Origin of the sequence: Caballeronia sp. LjRoot31, assembly GCF_964253885.1 — a bacterium.
GTDB lineage: Bacteria > Pseudomonadota > Gammaproteobacteria > Burkholderiales > Burkholderiaceae > Caballeronia.
The window spans coordinates 1,557,729-1,576,137 of the sequence record NZ_CAXURX020000003.1 but is presented as its reverse complement, the minus strand read 5'-3'; the positions used below and the strand labels follow the sequence as shown (position 1 = coordinate 1,576,137).

Annotated in this window: 15 protein-coding genes and 1 pseudogene; 8 read left to right on the top strand and 8 right to left on the bottom strand. The window is 58.7% G+C overall.

The features are described 5' to 3' along the window. Nucleotides 1-46 precede the first annotated feature (46 nt). From ACSQ8V_RS35745 to cysC, 3 genes are all read left to right on the top strand, one after another. Nucleotides 47-394: a hypothetical protein gene (locus ACSQ8V_RS35745; protein ID WP_436208964.1), complete on the top strand. Its 348-nt coding sequence runs from the start codon at nt 47-49 to the stop codon at nt 392-394. Between the two features lie 309 nt (nt 395-703). Continuing rightward, complete coding sequence (locus tag ACSQ8V_RS35740; protein WP_436208963.1) at nt 704-1,843, top strand: hypothetical protein; 1,140 nt, start codon at nt 704-706, stop codon at nt 1,841-1,843. 42 nt (nt 1,844-1,885) lie between these two features. After that, complete coding sequence (gene cysC, locus ACSQ8V_RS35735; protein WP_436186361.1) at nt 1,886-2,488, top strand: adenylyl-sulfate kinase; 603 nt, start codon at nt 1,886-1,888, stop codon at nt 2,486-2,488. Nucleotides 2,489-2,605: 117 nt separating this feature from the next. Here cysC and ACSQ8V_RS35730 read toward each other — a convergent pair whose 3' ends face one another. From ACSQ8V_RS35730 to ACSQ8V_RS35720, 3 genes are all read right to left on the bottom strand, one after another. Continuing rightward, nucleotides 2,606-4,783 carry a hypothetical protein gene (locus ACSQ8V_RS35730; protein ID WP_436208962.1) on the bottom strand — a complete coding sequence of 726 codons (2,178 nt, stop codon included), beginning with the start codon at nt 4,781-4,783 and terminating at the stop codon, nt 2,606-2,608. Between the two features lie 252 nt (nt 4,784-5,035). Beyond that, on the bottom strand, nt 5,036-5,200 hold the full coding sequence (locus ACSQ8V_RS35725; protein ID WP_436186488.1) for a DUF4087 domain-containing protein: 165 nt from the start codon (nt 5,198-5,200) through the stop codon (nt 5,036-5,038). Nucleotides 5,201-5,476: 276 nt separating this feature from the next. Beyond that, a complete protein-coding gene (locus ACSQ8V_RS35720; protein WP_436186359.1) occupies nt 5,477-6,625 on the bottom strand; it encodes a porin in 1,149 nt (382 codons plus the stop codon). 895 nt (nt 6,626-7,520) lie between these two features. Between ACSQ8V_RS35720 and ACSQ8V_RS35715 the strand changes: the two are divergent. Beyond that, nucleotides 7,521-7,616: pseudogene (locus tag ACSQ8V_RS35715) on the top strand (transposase); the annotation flags it as partial. A 68-nt stretch (nt 7,617-7,684) separates the two neighbouring features. On the opposite strand, the gene ACSQ8V_RS35710 reads toward ACSQ8V_RS35715, so the two are convergent. Next, entirely contained in the window at nt 7,685-9,022 is a 1,338-nt protein-coding gene (locus ACSQ8V_RS35710) for an MFS transporter (RefSeq protein ID WP_436208961.1), read from the bottom strand. A 367-nt stretch (nt 9,023-9,389) separates the two neighbouring features. Here ACSQ8V_RS35710 and ACSQ8V_RS35705 point away from each other — a divergent pair, with 367 nt between their 5' ends. The 4 genes from ACSQ8V_RS35705 (at nt 9,390) to ACSQ8V_RS35690 (ending at nt 13,473) form a co-directional block, all read left to right on the top strand. After that, nucleotides 9,390-10,946, top strand: a complete 1,557-nt coding sequence (locus ACSQ8V_RS35705; RefSeq protein ID WP_436208960.1) for an AMP-binding protein — start codon at nt 9,390-9,392, stop codon at nt 10,944-10,946. Between the two features lie 40 nt (nt 10,947-10,986). Continuing rightward, a complete protein-coding gene (locus ACSQ8V_RS35700; protein ID WP_436208959.1) occupies nt 10,987-11,832 on the top strand; it encodes an enoyl-CoA hydratase/isomerase family protein in 846 nt (281 codons plus the stop codon). Between the two features lie 88 nt (nt 11,833-11,920). After that, complete coding sequence (locus ACSQ8V_RS35695) at nt 11,921-13,051, top strand: CaiB/BaiF CoA transferase family protein (RefSeq protein ID WP_436208958.1); 1,131 nt, start codon at nt 11,921-11,923, stop codon at nt 13,049-13,051. A gap of 149 nt (nt 13,052-13,200) precedes the next feature. Continuing rightward, nucleotides 13,201-13,473 carry a DUF4148 domain-containing protein gene (locus tag ACSQ8V_RS35690; protein WP_213762667.1) on the top strand — a complete coding sequence of 91 codons (273 nt, stop codon included), beginning with the start codon at nt 13,201-13,203 and terminating at the stop codon, nt 13,471-13,473. 62 nt (nt 13,474-13,535) lie between these two features. Here the strand turns inward: ACSQ8V_RS35690 and leuD are convergent, their stop codons facing one another. The 4 genes from leuD to ACSQ8V_RS35670 form a co-directional block, all read right to left on the bottom strand. Further along, a complete protein-coding gene (gene leuD, locus ACSQ8V_RS35685) occupies nt 13,536-14,168 on the bottom strand; it encodes a 3-isopropylmalate dehydratase small subunit (RefSeq protein WP_436209255.1) in 633 nt (210 codons plus the stop codon). After that, a complete protein-coding gene (leuC, locus tag ACSQ8V_RS35680; protein ID WP_436208957.1) occupies nt 14,168-15,595 on the bottom strand; it encodes a 3-isopropylmalate dehydratase large subunit in 1,428 nt (475 codons plus the stop codon). Before leuC ends, leuD begins: the two co-directional genes overlap by 1 nt. A 47-nt stretch (nt 15,596-15,642) precedes the next feature. Next, nucleotides 15,643-17,031: an MFS transporter gene (locus ACSQ8V_RS35675; RefSeq protein WP_436186486.1), complete on the bottom strand. Its 1,389-nt coding sequence runs from the start codon at nt 17,029-17,031 to the stop codon at nt 15,643-15,645. Between the two features lie 218 nt (nt 17,032-17,249). Continuing rightward, entirely contained in the window at nt 17,250-18,338 is a 1,089-nt protein-coding gene (locus tag ACSQ8V_RS35670) for a porin (protein WP_213762670.1), read from the bottom strand. Nucleotides 18,339-18,409: the final 71 nt, after the last annotated feature.

Genomic DNA, 18,409 nt, shown 5'->3' with positions numbered 1-18,409 from the left:
ATTCGCATTAGCATTACGGAATGCATGGCTTAACGAATGTCGCGTCGTGTTTATTCCGGGCTATTGCGTAAACAAGGCAAAAATTTTCAGGAACGAGCGTCTGAACGAAAGTCCGACGCTCGACCGCGATCGATGGATGCTTCTATTGGAGGAAGAGGAGGAAGAACGTCGCCCGGTGTTTTTCAGCCGCCGGCATGCGGCGTCAGCCGAGCGCTTTGCCCGAGGATCTGAATTTGGGGGGCTTCGAATGCATCGGTTGGCTTATCGAGGTTCCTGCGATGTCGTCACGTGCGAGGACCGCCTGCCTTGGCGCGACGTTTCGCCCTTGCGCCGTTATGGTCGCTATCGCCGACGCATTCCTGCCGAGGGTTTAAAATATCGGTGCTACGAATAGCGCCGGATACCTTTGTTATTTCCCTTGGTACCTCGGTAAACCGGCACCCTCTCACGCAGCTACGCGGGTAACCGATCGTAACCGTTGGGGGTTTCGCGGCAACTCGGACCCCGACGGGCGGAACTACACTACCTGCGGCCCAATCGGCTGTTTCCCGATATCCTCGCTCGCATGTCGTCTATAACATCGGTCTTTAACAGCGGCCCGAATGGCAGCTTGCAGATTGCGCACACACGCGAACTGAGGCAATGCGCGACGCCGATGCTGCAGACATAAACCAACCTTCCCTCTGGACTTTAGAGAAAGCCGATGACGCAGCAATCTGGAAGTGCCCCACGCACCGCCGATGACAACCGACACATTTCCGTAGATCCCGCGGGTCAGGATGCCGTCCTGCAGGAGAAAGGACGGTCGCGCGGCATTTTCCTGCACACCGGCTGGAGAAGCGCGGGAACCTGGGTGTGGTCCCGCTTTCGGGCGTTACAGACCGTGACGGCGTTCTATGAGCCGCTTCATCCCATACTCGGCGATCTGAGAGCGGCCGATATCCCCGCCCTGGAGCCGACCTGGACCTCGGGTCACCCGACGCTCACGGCGCCCTACTTCACCGAATATCGGCCGTTCATCCAGGACAACTCGCATGGTGTGGCCGGGTATCGGAAGAGCTTTAGTACGGATCGCTTCGGGCCTGTGCCGGATGCTGGCTTTCCGGCATTGCAGGCGTACTTGCAAAACCTCTGTGACCAGACGACGAATCAGGGTAAAACACCGGTCTTCAAATTTTGCCGTTCGCTCGGCCGCTTGCCATGGTTCAAGAGCGCGTTCCCCGAGGTAATGCATGCGGTCGTCTTGCGAAATCCCGCATCGCAGTTCGCCTCCGGATGGTTGCTCCACCAACAATGGAGCAACCCATTCTTCGTTGCTGCTCCGTTCCGCGTGTTGGGCCTCAATCAGGCCGAGCCCATCGTCAAGCAGGTCATTGACGTGTGCGGCGTTCGCTTGCCGCCTGCTCCGGTTACCTCGATCGATGAATATGCTGCGGCCTGCGAGCAATATGTGCGTAATGTCGAGGGCGACAATGCCTATCGGGCATTTTTAGCGCTGTGGATTCTCTGCGCGTTGCGTTCGGTCGGCAATGCGGATCTGCTGGTCGATCTCGACAGGCTCGGGCAGTCTCCCGAATACGCCTCGGCATTGCGGACGCAAGTTCGAACGCAGGTCGATATAACGCCGGGCTTTAACGGTGCGAGAGATCTCGTCGCGGAGACGAGGCGCAATGCCGTGCGAATGAAGGGAATCGACGGACGCTTGATCCGGCCCATTCACGCTTCGGCATTGAACTTCGTGGCGTCGCAGAAGGGTTCCATGGGATCGGCGACCGACGTCACGGAGATCATTAAAGAGAAGCTCGCGCTTGCCCTCGATCTATCAGAACAGTGGCGCTACTGAATGCATGTCATGCATAACGGCATAAACCAGCGCGGAGGTTAAATGGACCTGTCAGCCGATAAGCCGCCTCACGTTCACCCCCATGCTTTTGCAGTCGGCGCGAAGGATCGCGCCGAGTTGCTTCAACAGACGCCCGGCATCGTTTGGTTCACAGGTTTGCCCGCGGCCGGAAAGTCCACCCTCGCTGGTGCTCTGGAAGTAGCGCTTCATAACGATGGCAAACACAGTTTTCTATTGGACGGCGACACCGTGCGCACCGGCCTATGTCGAGATCTCGGATTCTCCGACGAGCATCGGCATGAAAACATCAGGCGGCTGAGCGAAGTCAGTCGACTGATGGCTGACGCCGGCCTGCTGGTGCTGGTCTGTGCCGTCTCACCCTTTGCCGCCGACCGGCAACTGGCACGCGTCGTTGCCGGACCTCACCGGTTCGTGGAAGTGCACGTGCATGCGCCCATCGCGGTCGCGGAAAGCCGCGATCCTAAAGGGCTTTATAAGCTTGCAAGACAGGGGGCGATCAAGAATTTTACGGGTATCGATTCTCCCTACGAGGAACCGATGACCCCGGACGTTCGCATCGATACCACCCAATGTTCGGTAGCCGATGCGATGGCCTTGATTATTCATCGATTGAGCGGTAGTTGAGTACTGAGGTTGAGTACTGAGATGTCCCGGGAACGCCGGACCGCGCGTTGACATGTTGGATCGCTCCGGTAATGGCACGAGCCGCCCTGTTCCGAACTGGGCGGCTCGCCCGCTTTACTACATCTTCGCTACGTGCCCATAGCAGGCTTTAAGCGCGGAATACTCGTAGAAATGGGCCGTTCCCTTCGCCTTCGCGCTATCACACTCGCCCTTGAAGTCGGTTTCCTTTTCGTTGTAGAGCATCTTCACCAGCAGCTTGCCGCCTGCATCGGCATACACGTCCCACTGCATGTTGGCGGCCATCGGCGACACATACTCGCCGCGCCATGTGCTGTTCGTGTAGTTAAACGTCTCCGACTTCGGCAACGGTTGCGACACGCCTTTCAACCCCATGTGAACTGCCAGAGGCATCACGATTTCCGCGTGCGCGAAGCGCAGCTTGGCCGCGTGCGAACGATCGCCGGCAGCAATGGCGTCGACTTCGTTGAACAGGTCGTCAACGAGAATCTGCGCCATCCGGTGCGTGACATCGCCCTTCTCGGCCATGCCCGGTCCCTTGTCGTAGAAGTCCGATGCATCGTTAGCCGAGGCAAAGTATTTCGCTTGCGCCACCGGCATGTAGGCCGTGAAGTCCACGCCTGCTTCGCTCTTCATGGCAGGTGAAATCACGTACAACTCATAGAGCAGCGAGCCGACATCGCCGAGGGACTTTATCGTCGTGCCGCCGTCGCCATTGAGCACCGGCGAGAACTTCCCGTCGTCGCTCGTGAACGTGACCGTGCCGGTATTGGCAAAGCTATAGGTGCCGTTCGCAATCTTGTCGACGAAAGCGGGTGTGAACAGGCGCTCAAGCAACACGCGTCCGGCGCTGCTTGCTTCAGGTGTCAGCGTCAAGCCGCTTTGCTTGGCGATCAGATCGGTGTCCTTCTTGAAGTCCTGATAAGCCAGGCTGTCGATATACGTCGAATACAACGGATCGGCGGGCTTCGTGACCAGATCCACTTTCTTGTCGAGCTTATGGAAATACAGCAGGAAGCGGTTGGTGCCCGCGGGTTGACTCACCGCCGTGCCGTTGTCCGGATAAGGCGCGGGCGCGGTCGGATAGGTCACGAGGCTCGTCAGGGAGGGCTGCGAACGCTTGAGCGATTGGATGAAGAAATTGCCGCTGTCCACTGCGCGATCCACACCCGACGTTACCGTTACGATCTGGCGCGGCGTGACGTTCGCGGTGTCGCCCACTTGTTTCCAGTAAGCCGGCAAGCGTTGCAACATGCGCGTCGCGAGCTGCGTATGCTCAGTAATGCCAACTTGTGTCTCATTGCCATAACCCGGCGTCGAAATGCCGCTTACCCCGTAGCCCAGCAGCACGTTGGCCTTCATGATCTTCAGGACATCGGGGCCAAGCTTTGCACCAAGCGCCGTCAGAGCGCCTTCGTCCTGCGCTTTCTTCCACATGTTGTAGACGGCCAGATCGTACTTGAGGCTCGACAGGCCGCGCGAGCCGTGGCGAGCCACCATCTGCGTATACACGGGTGAATAGCCGCCAGGAGCCGCCTCGTAGGTGCTCACGTCCTGTTGCGCGCGATACGGCGCCTTCGTCTGATAGAAGCGATCCGTCAGCGCCGCGCCCGCAAGCACGGTGCGGATGTCGGCGTTCTCGCCCGAGGCAGCAATCGCGGTGCGAATGCGCTGCAAACCTTCTTCCGAAGCGTCCTTCAGCACGGCCTTCACAGCCACGTTCGTTTCTTCGTGGAAGTCGCCGAGCAGCTTTGACTTTTCGACGCCTACGGAAATAGCGACCTTCTGCACGGCATCGTCAAACGGTAGATTGCCGGCTTCCATCTCTTGCACTACGGAGGTCGAATGGAAGCTGACAACCGACGGCGCTTCTTTCGGCGCGCGCAACACGACCTTGCTGGCAACCGGCTTCGATACGCGTGTATCGGGATCGAACTCAGCGGCATCCAGGCCAATTTCCGCGATAACCGCCGCCCCGGTTCCAGTCAGGCTGAACTTGCCTTGATTGTTGGAGCGTGCAACGGGTTCGTTAGGATCGCAACGGCCGTTGGCATTGGTGTCGAGACACACCACGGCGTTGGTGAAATAGCTTCCGATAACAACGCCGGTCGTGGTCGCGGCACCCGGGTTGTTGGGAGCTGGCGTATTCGGCGTGGCGGGTTGTGCGGGGTCGGACGAATCGTTCGAGCCGCCGCAACCGGCGAGCAGCAACACCGCGCCGATGCAGGTGAGCGCCAGTGCAGGCGTTTGAAAAGACTGGCGGCGTTTCTGTGACATCTGAATTCCAAGCTTGGCAAATGGGATTCACATTGTTTTGTAATTTAGTGACAGCATAATGAAAGAAATGGATTAAGACCACGGTCCCCACTCTTCTGCCAATGAAGGGGCATCGCGGAATACGGAGAACTTCGTAGGTTGAGAGCGGACCGAACTGGCCGTGACGGCGGCGGTGATAACGCCAAAGAATTGGACACCGTCAACCAGGGAGTCTGGCCATGTTGCGCAGCATGAGTACGCAATCTGATGGGGTTATTTCAGGCTCTTGTCGCGCTGGCAAGTCACCACGGGCAGCGGTTTTCCGCCCAGTACCTTAGTGATGCGTCTGGACTGCTTCTCGGCCACACCATTGATGCAGCAGCACGTGTCACCACGATTCGGGAGGTCTCGTTCGGGGACGCCTCGAACGTATCGGATCGCACAGCAGGTCGATCAATGCATGGCAGGTCGTGGACCTGTAGATGCTCTTGCTTTTCCCGTGTAGTCACGCAGGGCCGATCGTCTGGCGACGACCGGCCCTGTATGAAAGCGTGACGCACAACGAAATCCAGGCCACCCACAGCAGGTATGTGCCTGGACAACCCTCTACGCGACGTTCACGTAGCCCCAACGAACAGCATGAGCCGCCAGGCGGCGCCTTCTACAACAGTACGGCTTTTTTAAAGCTCGAGCCGCCGCCTGGAAGCACTGCTCTTAGAAGCGGTGTTGAATGCCGATCGTTGCCGAGAGCTGATTCGGAGTCGATGACATGCCGACACCGTTGATCGGTGCGCCGATACCCGCTACGCCGCCCAGATCGATTGCGTGGACATATTCGCCTTGCAGGTAGACGTCCGTACGCTTGGACAAATAGTAGTACGTCCCCAGGCCGAGCGAATTGAACGACGGCTTCTGACCATCGATGACCGCGTCCGTCCACGTATCTTCACCAGCCAGAACCAACGCCGGGGTCAGGTTGTAACGGGCGTTCAACTCATAGTTGTTGAAGCGTGCATAGTTGCCGATCTGGGTGTTGGCGCTGCCGCCGGTCTGTTGCGAGGTGATCGAGGACGCATCTTGCAGCTTCGTTTGCGTGAACACGAAGCCGACCGTCGCGGGACCAAACGCGTAATTCAGGCCAGCGCCGAACGTGCGTTGCAGCCCTGCTATGAAGGCCGAATCGCCGCCCAAAGCACCATTCGTCGGGTTGGACAGCACGTTGCCCGTCAAGCTGTTGTTGATCTGCATGTAACCGGCGGCAACGTTCAACGGGCCATAGTTATACGATGCGCCAAAGCTGTACGCGCGATTGTTCGAGAAGCCGCCAGCGTCGTTCGAAAAGCCGTACAAGCCGCTGAACTTGAAGCCGGCGTAGTTCATGCTCTGGTACTTGATCGAGTTGTCGATACGGAACGAGTTGTCGAGGTTATCGTTGTCGAACGGGTGGGCGAACTGCGTACCACCGTATTGCGTGCCGGTCAGAGCCAACGGGCCGAGATAGTCAACCACGGAGTCATACTGACGGCCCAACGTGACCGTGCCGTATTGGTTACTCGACAAACCGACGTACGCCTGGCGGCCGAACATGCGGCTGTTTTGACCCAGCGTGCCATTCGCGATGTTGAAGCCGTCTTCCAACGTGAAGATTGCCTTCAGGCCACCGCCGAGGTCTTCAGAACCACGCAAGCCCCACCGGCTGCCGTTGATGGAGCCGCTCGATTCCTTGAAATTGTGCGCGCCGCCCTGGTTATTCGTGTATGTCAGCCCCGCGTCGAGCAAGCCATATAGCGTTACGCTGCTTTGGGCGTGAGCGGCGGTTGCGAATATGCCTGTCAGGGCCGCGACCATGAGGGTCTTTTTCATTTCAGTAACTCCGAGCAATTCGGGCCTCTCGGCCCAAGCTTTAAGGATCCTTTCAGTTCGCCGTGCCGCGAGAGGCACTTGCGAATGATTCAGGTATCAACAACCAGATACACGTGTGAGAAGCGAGCACAGTGTAAAAGATGCTGTTGTCCCATTAAGTTTCAGAACGGCGCAATAATCAATTTCTATATTATAAATAGTCGACTAAATGCGTCAAACCCTTTGCCAGAAAGGCTGCTTTGCCGGAAATCGAACTTTCGAGTGAGAGTCAATCTTTATATGTTGTACATCTGCGACAATAACCGTTGCGTTAAAAACACTACAAAATAATTACAAAATCAATTCTTGATGAAACAGAAATAACTGATTGTTGAAAATGGCGACTGCGAATCGATATTGGGAGGCTAAAATCAATTCGCTGCTTTCCGAGAGCAGGCATGTACTCTTGATAGCGCGACTTTTTAGTCGCGCTTTTTTTTGTTCTTTTTATCAGCAGATATCGGCCAGCCATTAATGGCTCGAAACTGACGCAAATGTCAGTAAGCTATATTTAATTATTTATTAAGCAGATTGTCTATCAAATTAATGGCTGCATTCGTATTGGGCTCGGACGACTGTGCAAAATGGTCACCGCCGCCAAATCGCATAGATTTGTTCCTGATTTAACCGGCAATACCAATGAGAGCCGGGCGCCACGGCATTCGCGGGTTTGGGGAGGCCTGCCGGTCAGCATCACCCGGCATAGCATCATTGGGGCTGCCACCATCATCGGTGCGCCCGGCAAGGTCTCGAAAGCGAAGGATTTTACTCACTGGCGTGTGCGCAGACGCCGTGGTGAAGTCAATGACGCCAATGCACGAAGAACCGCACGAAGAACCACGACAAGCCGAAGCTACGTGCCCGGGTCGAGCACGTCTTTGCGGTGCTCAAGCGGCCATGGCGTTTCAGCAAGGTGCGCTATTGCGGCCTCGCGAAAAACGCCACGCGCGCTTCCATACCGCCGAGTCGATCAGGACACCCGCCGGGCCTTAAGGCGTCGGCCGCGCTGGTTCCGCGTCATCATATGGAAGGATGTATGGCTGCGGCGGCCAAGTCCTTGCTGACCCGGTGCGACCAGCCAAGTATCACTGAAAATCCCGCGATGAACACGAACACGATCGACACGTTGATGAACAGCTTGTCGATGGGCAGATGCATCGCGAGCAGCACGCCACCGAGCATTGAGCCCGCGACGGAGCCCAGCTTGCCAATGCCTATCGCCGTTCCTACCCCGGCCGAACGCAGCGAAGTCGGATAGATGATGCCCGAGAGCGCATACAGACCGAATTGAGTGCCGATCACACACACGCCGCTCATGAACACGGCAGCCATCAACAACGGTTGCGGCATGGAGTGCCCGAGCGATGCAGCGATCGGGCAACCTAGCGCGGCCAGCGCCACGATAGCCGCCATGCCGTGACGGTCGACAAAACGGCTGAGGACGAGCGCGCCAATGGTCCCGCCCACCGGAAACATCATCGCGACGATAGCCGCCTGCTGAGGTGCAATTCCCGCAATACCGAAAATCAGCGGCAGCCAGTTCTGCAGAAAATGCAACGCCAGCGAGTTAAGGATGAAAACCACCCACAGCAGCGGCGTCACATAACGCAGCGGTCCGCCGAACAGAGCGCGCGGTCCGGCACGCGCCACAGGTTCATCGTCCAGGACGAAGGTTGTGACCTTCGACACATCGAGATTCGGGTCCATGCGGCGCACGAGCCGCTTGATCAGCGCCGGGTCTCGCTGGTTGAGCACCAGAAACCGAATCGACTCGGGCAGCGCGAAGATCGACGCCAGCGCGACCAGTACCGCGGCCGCGCCGCCGAACAAAAAAATGACGCTCCACCCGAAATGAGGCAACAGCCACGATGAGACGGCGCCCCCTCCTCCCGCTCCGACTGAAAATCCCGAGAACATCAATGTCACCCAGGTGGCACGACGCTGCTTCGGTGCGTATTCGGCCACCAGCGCGACCGTGTTCGGCACGACGCCACCCATCCCGATACCGGCGAGAAACCGCAATACGATAAGCTGATCGATCGATTGAGCCCACGCACATGCCATGGTTAGTATCCCAAAGCATAGGGAACCGTAGATAATGGCCCGCTTGCGGCCCGACCGGTCGCCAACGAATCCCAACAACAACGAGCCGATCAGCACGCCGAACAGTCCCGCGCCGAACACCTGCGCGAAGCTGCTTGCCTTGACATGCCACGCCTGGGCAATAGCGGGTGCTGCAAACGCAATCGCGATCTGGTCGTATCCGTCCAGCAGTACGATCAGAAAGCACCACGCCAGTAGCGCAATCACAAAACGCCCGACTTTCTGTTCCTGTACGAGTTGGGAAACGTTCAACATGAACTCACCGCCCAAAGCGGACGCGCGTGGATTAACGGCATTTCGTCTCCTGAATATTTTACTGAATATTTTATTTAGTCACGCCTGCCCCGGCGGGGCGCGGGCCGCCAGCAAGAATGCGTTTCGAGTGTAGCCGATGCAATCCGCACACTGAATCACCATTTTTTTATCAAACCATCGAACAAGCTGATAAGTGGGTACGTCAGGCGGCCAGGACCGGCCCCGTCCTGGCCGCCCAATGCAGTACAACTATTCGGTGATCGCTATGGACTAACGCGAATAATTTGATTCTCGTTATATACGACCGGATATAACATGACGATCTGCCTTGCCGAATTACCTGCCAATACTGAGAAGGAGACGTAAGATGATTAATCTGCGAGTCGGGGATCTTGTTGTTCGCAACGCGAAGATCTCACCCGACGCGGTAGCGCTCATTGAAGATGACCGGGCGCTTACCTGGAGCGAGTTCGATCGAAGCACCAACCGCATGGCCAACGGGCTGGCGGCCATCAAACTTGCCAAGAACGACCGGATCGCGACGGTTATCCGCAACGGCGCGGCAGCGGTTCAGATGATATTTTCCATCGCCAAGGCGGGCATGCTGGCTGTGCCTATCAACTACGGATTGACGACGGGTGAGATCGAGGTCCTGCTCGACGATTCAAAGCCGAACGCCATTATTGTGGACGCGGAATTCGTCGACAGGTTACGGGATATTCTGACGCGCCCCGGCGTTACCGTCATTGTCCGCGGCGAGGCGGCCGTGCCGCCGGAATGGCTGAGTTACCAGAGTATTGAGGAACGCGGCGACGAGAATACGGTCACCGTCAACATCGATCCCGATGAAATTCGCACGATCCGCTATACCAGCGGCACGACCGCCGCGCCCAAAGGATGTCTCGGCACGCATCGCCAGATCCTCTCCAGCATAGACAATTTTTTCTCGCAAATTCCCGTCTCGAGCACAGGCCCGTTCCTGCAGATGCTGCCGCTCTTTTCGGGCGCCGGCATCTGGATGGCAATCGCTGCGGCTTATCACGGCGTCGCCAACGTGCTGACGCGCGATTTCGACCCGCGGGATGCGCTCCAAAAGATCGAGACGCACGGTGTAACCCATACCTGCGGCGTGCCGACCATGATGAGCCGGCTCGGCGATGAACTCAGAAAAGGCACCTACAACATCGACTCGTTGCAACTGTTCGGTTATACCGGCTCGAAAATGCCGCCGGGCACTATCCGGCGCGCGCTCGACCTCTTCCCTTGCGGCTTTTACCAGGGCTTCGGCGGTGGCGAGATGGGAGGTCTCGTGTCCTACCTGATGCCGGAACATCATCGTGAGGCACTGCTGCTGGAGAACCCGGCGCGGTTGCTGGCGTCGGTCGGCCGCCCCGCGAAGTATGCGGAAATCTGTATTCGAAACCTGCAGGACGGCACGCCGCTGCCGCCCAATGAACCCGGCGAGATCACGGTGCGCTCACCCAGCAATTTTTCCGGTTATCTGAACCGCCCGGAAGACACCGCGAAAACGCTGCGAGGCGAATGGGTCTACACCGGTGACATTGGTTATCTCGACGACGACGGCTTTCTCTTCGCAGTAGACCGCGCCAAGGACATGGTCGTGACGGGCGGCATGAACGTTTCGTCAGCGGAAGTCGAAGCGGTGTTGTCGGAGCATCCGTGCGTCAAGGCCGTCGCCGTGATCGGCTTGCCCAGTGACGAATGGGGCGAAACCGTGACTGCCGTAGTCGTTCTGCACGAAGGACAGGATATATCGGAGAGCGAATTAATCGGATTCGCTCGCAAGCAGCTTGCCGGCTACAAGTCCCCGAAAGCCGTCCATTTCGTCACCACCTTTCCGATGAACAGCGTCGGCAAGATTCTCAAGCGCGAACTGCGCGATCAGTTTGCAGCGGTCCGATAAACGAAGCAGTTTTTCTTAAACTACCCTGAAGGAGACACACATGGATTGGACATTGAACCGGGCCGCAGGGCCGCGCGGATATCTGGTGGAAAACGATGAATTCAAGACCATCGAAGTGACAATGCCGGTGGAAGGCGTCGCGAAACTCGCGCTGAACCGCCCGGATAAACTCAACGCCTTCAACTCCGCGATGATCGGAGAAATCCGCGCCGCGATGTGGCGGCTGAACTACGACGAGAGCGTGCGCGTCATCGTGATTACCGGCTCGGGCCGCGGCTTCAGCGCTGGCCGCGACGTCAAGGAACTGCAAGGCGAACGTGGCATGCCGCTGCCGCACTATCGCGCTTATGTGCGCGCCAACCACGACATGCTCGACGATCTCGAAGCGATCGAGAAGCCGGTCATCGCGGCCATCAATGGTGTCTGCGCGGGCGGTGGGATTGAACTTGCGGCATCGTGCGATTTCCGGTTCGCATCCAATCGCGCGACTTTCCTGCTGCCGGAAATTTTTATCGGCGTGATTCCGGCGTCTGGCGCGTGCTCGCGGATGATCCAGATGATCGGAATTGAAAACGTCAAGGACCTGGTGATGACCGGCCGCACCGTCGACGCGGATGAAATTCGCAGCATGGGTTTCGTGCGCTCCGTGGTCGAGCACGAAGAGCTCGAAGCAAAGACATTCGAATTCGCGCGGCTGCTGATGCGCGGCGCGCCGCTCGCGGTGGGCATCGCCAAGCATGTGACCAATACCTGCCAGAACGTCGATACCGAAACAGGGCGGCTGTTCGAGCGCCTCGCGCAGTCGTCGCTGGTCGGATCGAGTGACTCCACCGAAGGCATCCGTTCTTTCCTCGACAAGCGTCCGCCCAAGTTTACGGGCCGCTGAGCCTCGCTTGCAGTCGGTGCACCCTCGGTCCGCACACAACCACGCGGACCGAGGATGAGCTTTTCCATATTTCACGACAGGGTTCGGTTTGAAACTATCAGGCATCCGCGTACTGGACTTTTCCCGGTTTATGGCCGGCCCGTTGATTTCCGCGATCATGGCGGACCACGGCGCGGAGGTGACGAAGATCGAAGCGCCGGAGGGCGACCCCACGCGCGGCGGCCGCCGCAGCCGCACGACCCAAAACGCCGGTGACTCTTTTTCAGTGTTGAACCGCGGCAAGCGCAGCGTCGTGCTCGACCTGAAGCAAGCGCACGGGCGGGAGCTGGCAAAGCAATTGATTCGTGACGCGGACGTCTTGATCGAATCATTCAGCCCCGGCGTAGCCGAGCGGCTTGGCATCGGCCAAGCCATCGCGCGACAGATCAATCCGCGGCTTGTGTATTGCTCGGTCACCGCATTTGGTCAGGACGGTCCATTGCGCGACATGGCGGGCCACGATCCCGCCGTGCAGGCGCTGGCGGGTATCCTGCCCCGCGATGACAACCATAAGCCGGTCATCCCGCCAGTCTCCGTGGCGTCCTGGTGCAGCGCCCACAGTGCACTCGCCGGCATCCTGATGGCATTGCTTTCAGCACGGGCAACGGGTCTCGGTGACTATCTGGACGTGTCGATGCACGATGTCGCTCTAAGCGCGCGTCCAGGCGCCCTATTCGGTGCACTCGTGGCAGAACGCCATGAGTCCACGCCCGGACTTGGCCATGCGATGCTCGAGCCCTATGAGACCGCTGACGGTGAATGGCTCTGTCTTGGCGCCGGCGAGCCGCGTTTTGCCAAGGCCTTGCTTGGTGCGCTCGAGCACCCCGAGCTGATGAGCGTGGCGCTGGGCGTGCCGGGAACGGCACAAGATCCGCTGCGAAAGGTGTTGGCAGAAACGTTCAGACGCAAACCTCTGGCAGCGTGGATGGAATGGCTGGAAGCACGATCCATTGGCGTTGCGCCTGTTGTCGATTACGCCCAGGCCCTGCGGCATCCGCATGTGCATGAACGGGGCATGCTGCTCGCCGACGACAACGGCGATCTGCACCTTAATACGCCCATCCGCTTCTTGCGCGAACCCGGCCAACCCGACCTTCGGATTCCGGCGCTAGGAGAACACACGGGAGCCATACTGGCCGAATCCGGAGCAAGGCTCACGGATCAAGGCGATGGCATCTAAAGCCAGCCAAGCGTCGTCGCACGGCGCTGGTCAAAATGTAATTTCCTGCAATTATTTAATTTTAAAAAAAGGCAATTGGTAGTTATACTAATAGAATGCTGCATCGCAAACGATGTTGCTACTACTACCACCGCTCGCAGGAACATAAAATGACCAAGTTATTTTTTTCATCAGTAGCACTTGCCATCGCATTAGTATTCCCCGCTTTCGCCATCGCTCAAGACAACGGCACGCCCACGCGCGCTGACGTGAAGGCCGAGTTTATCCAGTTCAAGCAGGCAGGATTCGATCCAGCCGCGAACGACCAGCTCGATTACCCGGAAAGCCTGCAGAGGGCTCAACAGAAACTGGCCACGCAAAGCCAAACCGAGTCCGCGGCTTACGGCGCGTCAACGAGCGGCACATCAAAATCCGGCGACTAGAACATGGAGCGCGTGTCGGCGCACCACCTGAGCAACGTTATGTCCAGAGCCGCTTTAAAGCGTCACAACCAGGGCCTCTCGTTTAGTCGCCGGTCCTCGAACGCCTTGATTTCCGACGCCAGCAACAAAGTGGCGTCCACGTCGTCGACGCCTTCCAGAAGCCGCGTCTTGACCGAGGCCGCAATATCGAAATGCAGGTTGGTACCAATTGGCGTGGTCACCGTCTGAGCCGGCAGGTCGACCTTCAGTGCGTAACCCGGAACCGCGTCGACTTGTGCCAGTAACATTTCTATATCCTTAGCATTCAACACAACGGGCAGCATCTTGTTCTTGCAGCAGTTGTTATAGAAAATATCGGCAAAACTTTCGGCTATCAGCACGCGAAAGCCGTATTGAAACAACGCCCACGGCGCATGCTCGCGTGAACTGCCACAACCAAAGTTGCGTCGTGTCAGCAGGACCGACGCGCCGGCGTAACGCGGTTGATTCATGACAAAACCAGCCGTTATGACACGCTCGCTCGCTGGTTTGCCGTAATAGCCGACATCCTCATGACGCCATTCGTCGAAGAGATACGGACCGAATCCCAACCGTGCGATGGACTTCATGTATTGCTTGGGCATGATCGCGTCAGTGTCGACGTTATCGCGATCCAACGGCACGACCACGCCGGTGTGGCGAGAAAAAGGTTCGATCATTGCAGCGTCTCATTCATGGCAAGCGTACGGATATCGGTGAAATGCCCGCGTAGCGCGGCGGCGGCTGCCATCGCGGAGCTGACGAGGTGCGAGCGCCCGCCCGCGCCTTGGCGACCTTCGAAGTTACGGTTGGACGTCGACGCAACCCGTTCGCCCGGCTCAAGCCGGTCGGCGTTCATCGCGAGACACATCGAACAACCGGGGTCGCGCCACTCGAAGCCGGCCGCCATGAAGACGGCGTGCAATCCCTCGGCTTCCGCCTGACGCTTGACCGCGCCTGAACCCGGGACCGCGAGCGCCAGTCTGATGGTGGAAGCAACACGACCACCCATCGCGCGCAACACGCTCGCCGCAGCCCTCAGGTCCTCTATCCGTCCATTCGTGCATGAGCCGATAAACACCTTGTCAAGCGCGATGCTTTCTATAGGAGTGCCTGCCGTCAGCCCCATGTAGTCGAGCGCTCGCATACAGGACGCGCGTCGGCCCGGCTCGTCGACAAGAGCAGGATCGGGGACCGCGCCGGTGATATCCGCAACCATGTCCGGCGACGTGCCCCAGGTAACCTGGGGCGACAGCGCAGACACATTCATCGTGACTTCGGCATCGAATCGAGCATCCGGGTCCGATTGCAACCCCGTCCATTCGAACGCCGCGCGATCCCAGTCACTACCTCGCGGCGCGTAGAGACGTTCCCGGCAGTACTGCAGGGTGGTTGCATCAACGGCGATCAGCCCGGCCACGGCGCCGGCTTCTATCGACATATTGCAGAGTGTCATGCGCCCTTCCATCGACAGATCTCGCACCACCGCGCCGGCATACTCGATCGCATGGCCCGTCGCACCGGCCGTGCCGATACGGCCGATCACCGCCAGCGCGAGATCTTTCGCGCTGCAGCCTGCCGGTAAACGGCCATCAATTGTCACGCGCAGATTCTTGCTGCGCCGGACCAGCAGCGCTTGCGTACTGAGGACGTGCTCGATCTCCGAGGTCCCTATTCCGAAGGCGAGTGCACCGAGCGCTCCATGAGTGCTGGTATGCGAATCGCCACATACGATCGTCATACCGGGCAAGGTGATGCCTAATTCGGGACCGACGACATGGACGATGCCCTGCTGTTCGTCATCCATACCGAGATGCACGATCTCACTCGCCGCGCAGTTCGCGCGCAACGCATCGACCTGGATCCGCGAGATTTCGTCGGTGATACCTTCCTTGCGGCCGATTGTCGGCACGTTGTGATCGGCGACCGCGAAGTTCGCGCGCGGCCGCCACACCATGCGCCGTTCAAGGCGCAACGACTCGAACGCCTGCGGGCTCGTCACCTCGTTGATCAGATGCCGGTCGATATACAGCAGGCACATGCCGTCCGCTTGAGTACGGATCGTGTGGGCCTCGAAGATCTTGTCATAGAGAGTACGGCCCATCAACTTCCCTTCTCGGTCAATTAACAAAAGCCGTTACCGGCAGACGCTCACGACGGCTTGACTGAGTGCTCGACCGGCTCGGACGACACGACGCCCGCTGCGTGATCGGCGCCGAAACGGGCGCGATACAGGATCGCCAGCACGGCCGAAAAACCCGCGACGATGACGAATGGAACCGTCGCCGCATAGAACAGGTCCGATATAGGCAAATGCATGGAGAGCAGCATTCCGCCGATGACCGGCCCCGACACCGAGCCGATCTTCCCGATCGAAATCGCGCTGCCGACACCCGCCGAACGAAACGACGTGGGATAGATCATCCCGGCCACCGCATAGAGCCCGTACTGCGCGCCGACCACGCAAAAGCCCGTGAAAAACACGGCGATAGTGAGCCACGTCTCGGACATCCCCGTGCCCAGCAACGCGACAATCGGGCAGCCGATGGCGGGCAGCGCGATCACCGCCAACACGCCATGACGATCGACATAGCGGCAGAGAATCAGGCCGCCGAGCACGCCGCCAACCGAAAACATCGCGGTAATCAAGCTGGCATGCTGGGCACCGACACCGACGCCTTCCATCAGGATCGGCAGCCAGTTCTGGAGAAAATAGAGCGCCATCGAATTGGCAATGAATACAATCCACAGCAACGGCGTGATGGCGCGCAAGCCGTCGGAGAAAATCAGCTTCAATACGAAACGCTTTTTGGTTTGCGTCACTTCATCGGCGACGAAACGCGCGTCGGCCGGGATGGTCAGCTCCGGTCGCAGACGGACAACCAGCCGCGCCACGATCTCCGGGCTGCGCCTCTTGACCACCAGCAGTTTTGCGGACTCCGGCAGCACGAACATCAACAACGTGCCGACAAGCAGAGAGCCGACGCCACCGACCACGAACATGACCGGCCAGCCGAAGCGCCCGATCAACGCCGACGACACCAGCCCCCCCGATCCAGCGCCGATCGAGAACCCCGAGAACATCAGCGTGACCCACGTCGCGCGCAGCCGCTTGGGCGCATATTCCGCCACCAGCGCCACCGAGTTCGGGATGACGCCGCCCATCCCGAGTCCCGCGAGAAAACGCAGCAGCATTAACTGGTCAAGCGAAGTGCTCCATACAGACGCCACCGTCAGCACCCCGAAAAACAGGGTGCCGGTCACGATGGCCTTCTTGCGTCCGAGACGATCGCCGAGGTACCCAAACAAGAACGAGCCGATGAGCGTACCGAACAGGCCGGCGCCGAACACGGGCCCGAATCCGCCGCGGCTGACATGCCATTCCTTGATGAGCGCGGGCGCCGCGAATGAAACGGCGGTCTGGTCGTAGCCGTCCATCAGCATGACAAGAAAGCACCAGAACAAAAGACCGACGGCAAAACGGCCAATCTTCTGTTCTTCCACCAAATCCGCGATATTGAAAGTTCGATCTGCTTGCATGTCTTCCATGGACCTCGTTGTCAGATGCGCCTCGGCTGCCCCGGCATTCGCTCGTTTTTCTTCTCCGGGGCTCGACCATCGGGCCGAGGTGAATATAAAGCGCCTTGCGTTACGACAGAATCAAAAATTTGTGATCATGCAATCGAAAACAGTGAACAAAGCCGCGAACGAAACCGCCTATCCCGTCGAGCCGGACGCCACATCCGTCCTGGGCACTCTCAGAACAAGTGATTGATACCGATGCGCGCCACGGTCTGGCTGCCAGTGCTGGAGGGCTGGTAGCCAAACTGTTCCGCTTGAGCGTTCGGTCCCGAGGCACGCTGCAACCCGGCACCCGCATATACCTGCGTACTCTTCGACAGGTAGTACGTGAGGAAGAGGTTGTACTGGTTGAACGTCAGGTCCTCAAAGAGCGAGCGGTTATAAGACAGGCCCAGCACGTAAATCCGTTCGCCGGTCAGGTCGATGTTCACGCCCGCCTGATAGTTGCGCTCCGAGGCACTTCCCTTCGCATTCTGTAGCTTGACGTCGGTGAACGTCAGATGCGGCGTGAACGGGCCGATCACGTACGAGCCCGCCACAGCGATCGTGCTATAGCGTGCCGCGTTGAACAGGGTTCCCTGCTGCAGTTGCTGCCCCAGCAGCGACGTGAGGCCGAAGGTACCGAACACGTCCGCGGTACGGTTGTGCGACATGGTGTAGGCCGCGCCGAACTTCAGGCTCCCTTGCGCGTATTTTGCACCGATGCTGTACTGCCGCCCCGAGCTGAAGTTGCCCGCCTGGCCGCCGAAGCTGTTCATCGCACCGGCCTGGAAGCCATAGAAGTTCGGGGTATCGTATTTCACCGAGTTGACCAGCGCGTGCGTGTTCGCGAGGCCATCCAGATTCCCCACGGTGTAGAACGATGAAATGCCGGGAACCGAGTTGTTGATCGCACCAATGTACTCATAGATGTAGTCGGGAATGTTGCCTGCACTCACCGTCCCAAAGCTGTTGTTCGTGAGGCCCACCAGCGCGATCCGGTTGAAGAAACTGGTGGGGTTGATCTGCGCGCCCGTGTTGGTCAGGAAGCCGGACTCCAAGCGCGCAATCACCGAATTGCCGCCGCCCAGATCTTCGACGACACGAAACCCGAAACGATCCGGCGTGCGCTTGCCCGCCGACTCCTGGAACAGGTGGGTGCCGCGAGAGTTCGATACATAGTCCACCCCAACGTCGACGCTCCCATAGAGCGTCGCCGAAGACTGCGCCCATACGGGCGCGCTAAACACGGCGACGCTGCAGCCGATCAAGAATCGCTTTTTCAAAGACGTCTCCAATTATTATTTACGTTATTCCGCTCTGATGTCGGATGAACCTGAGCGCACAAGACCTTTGC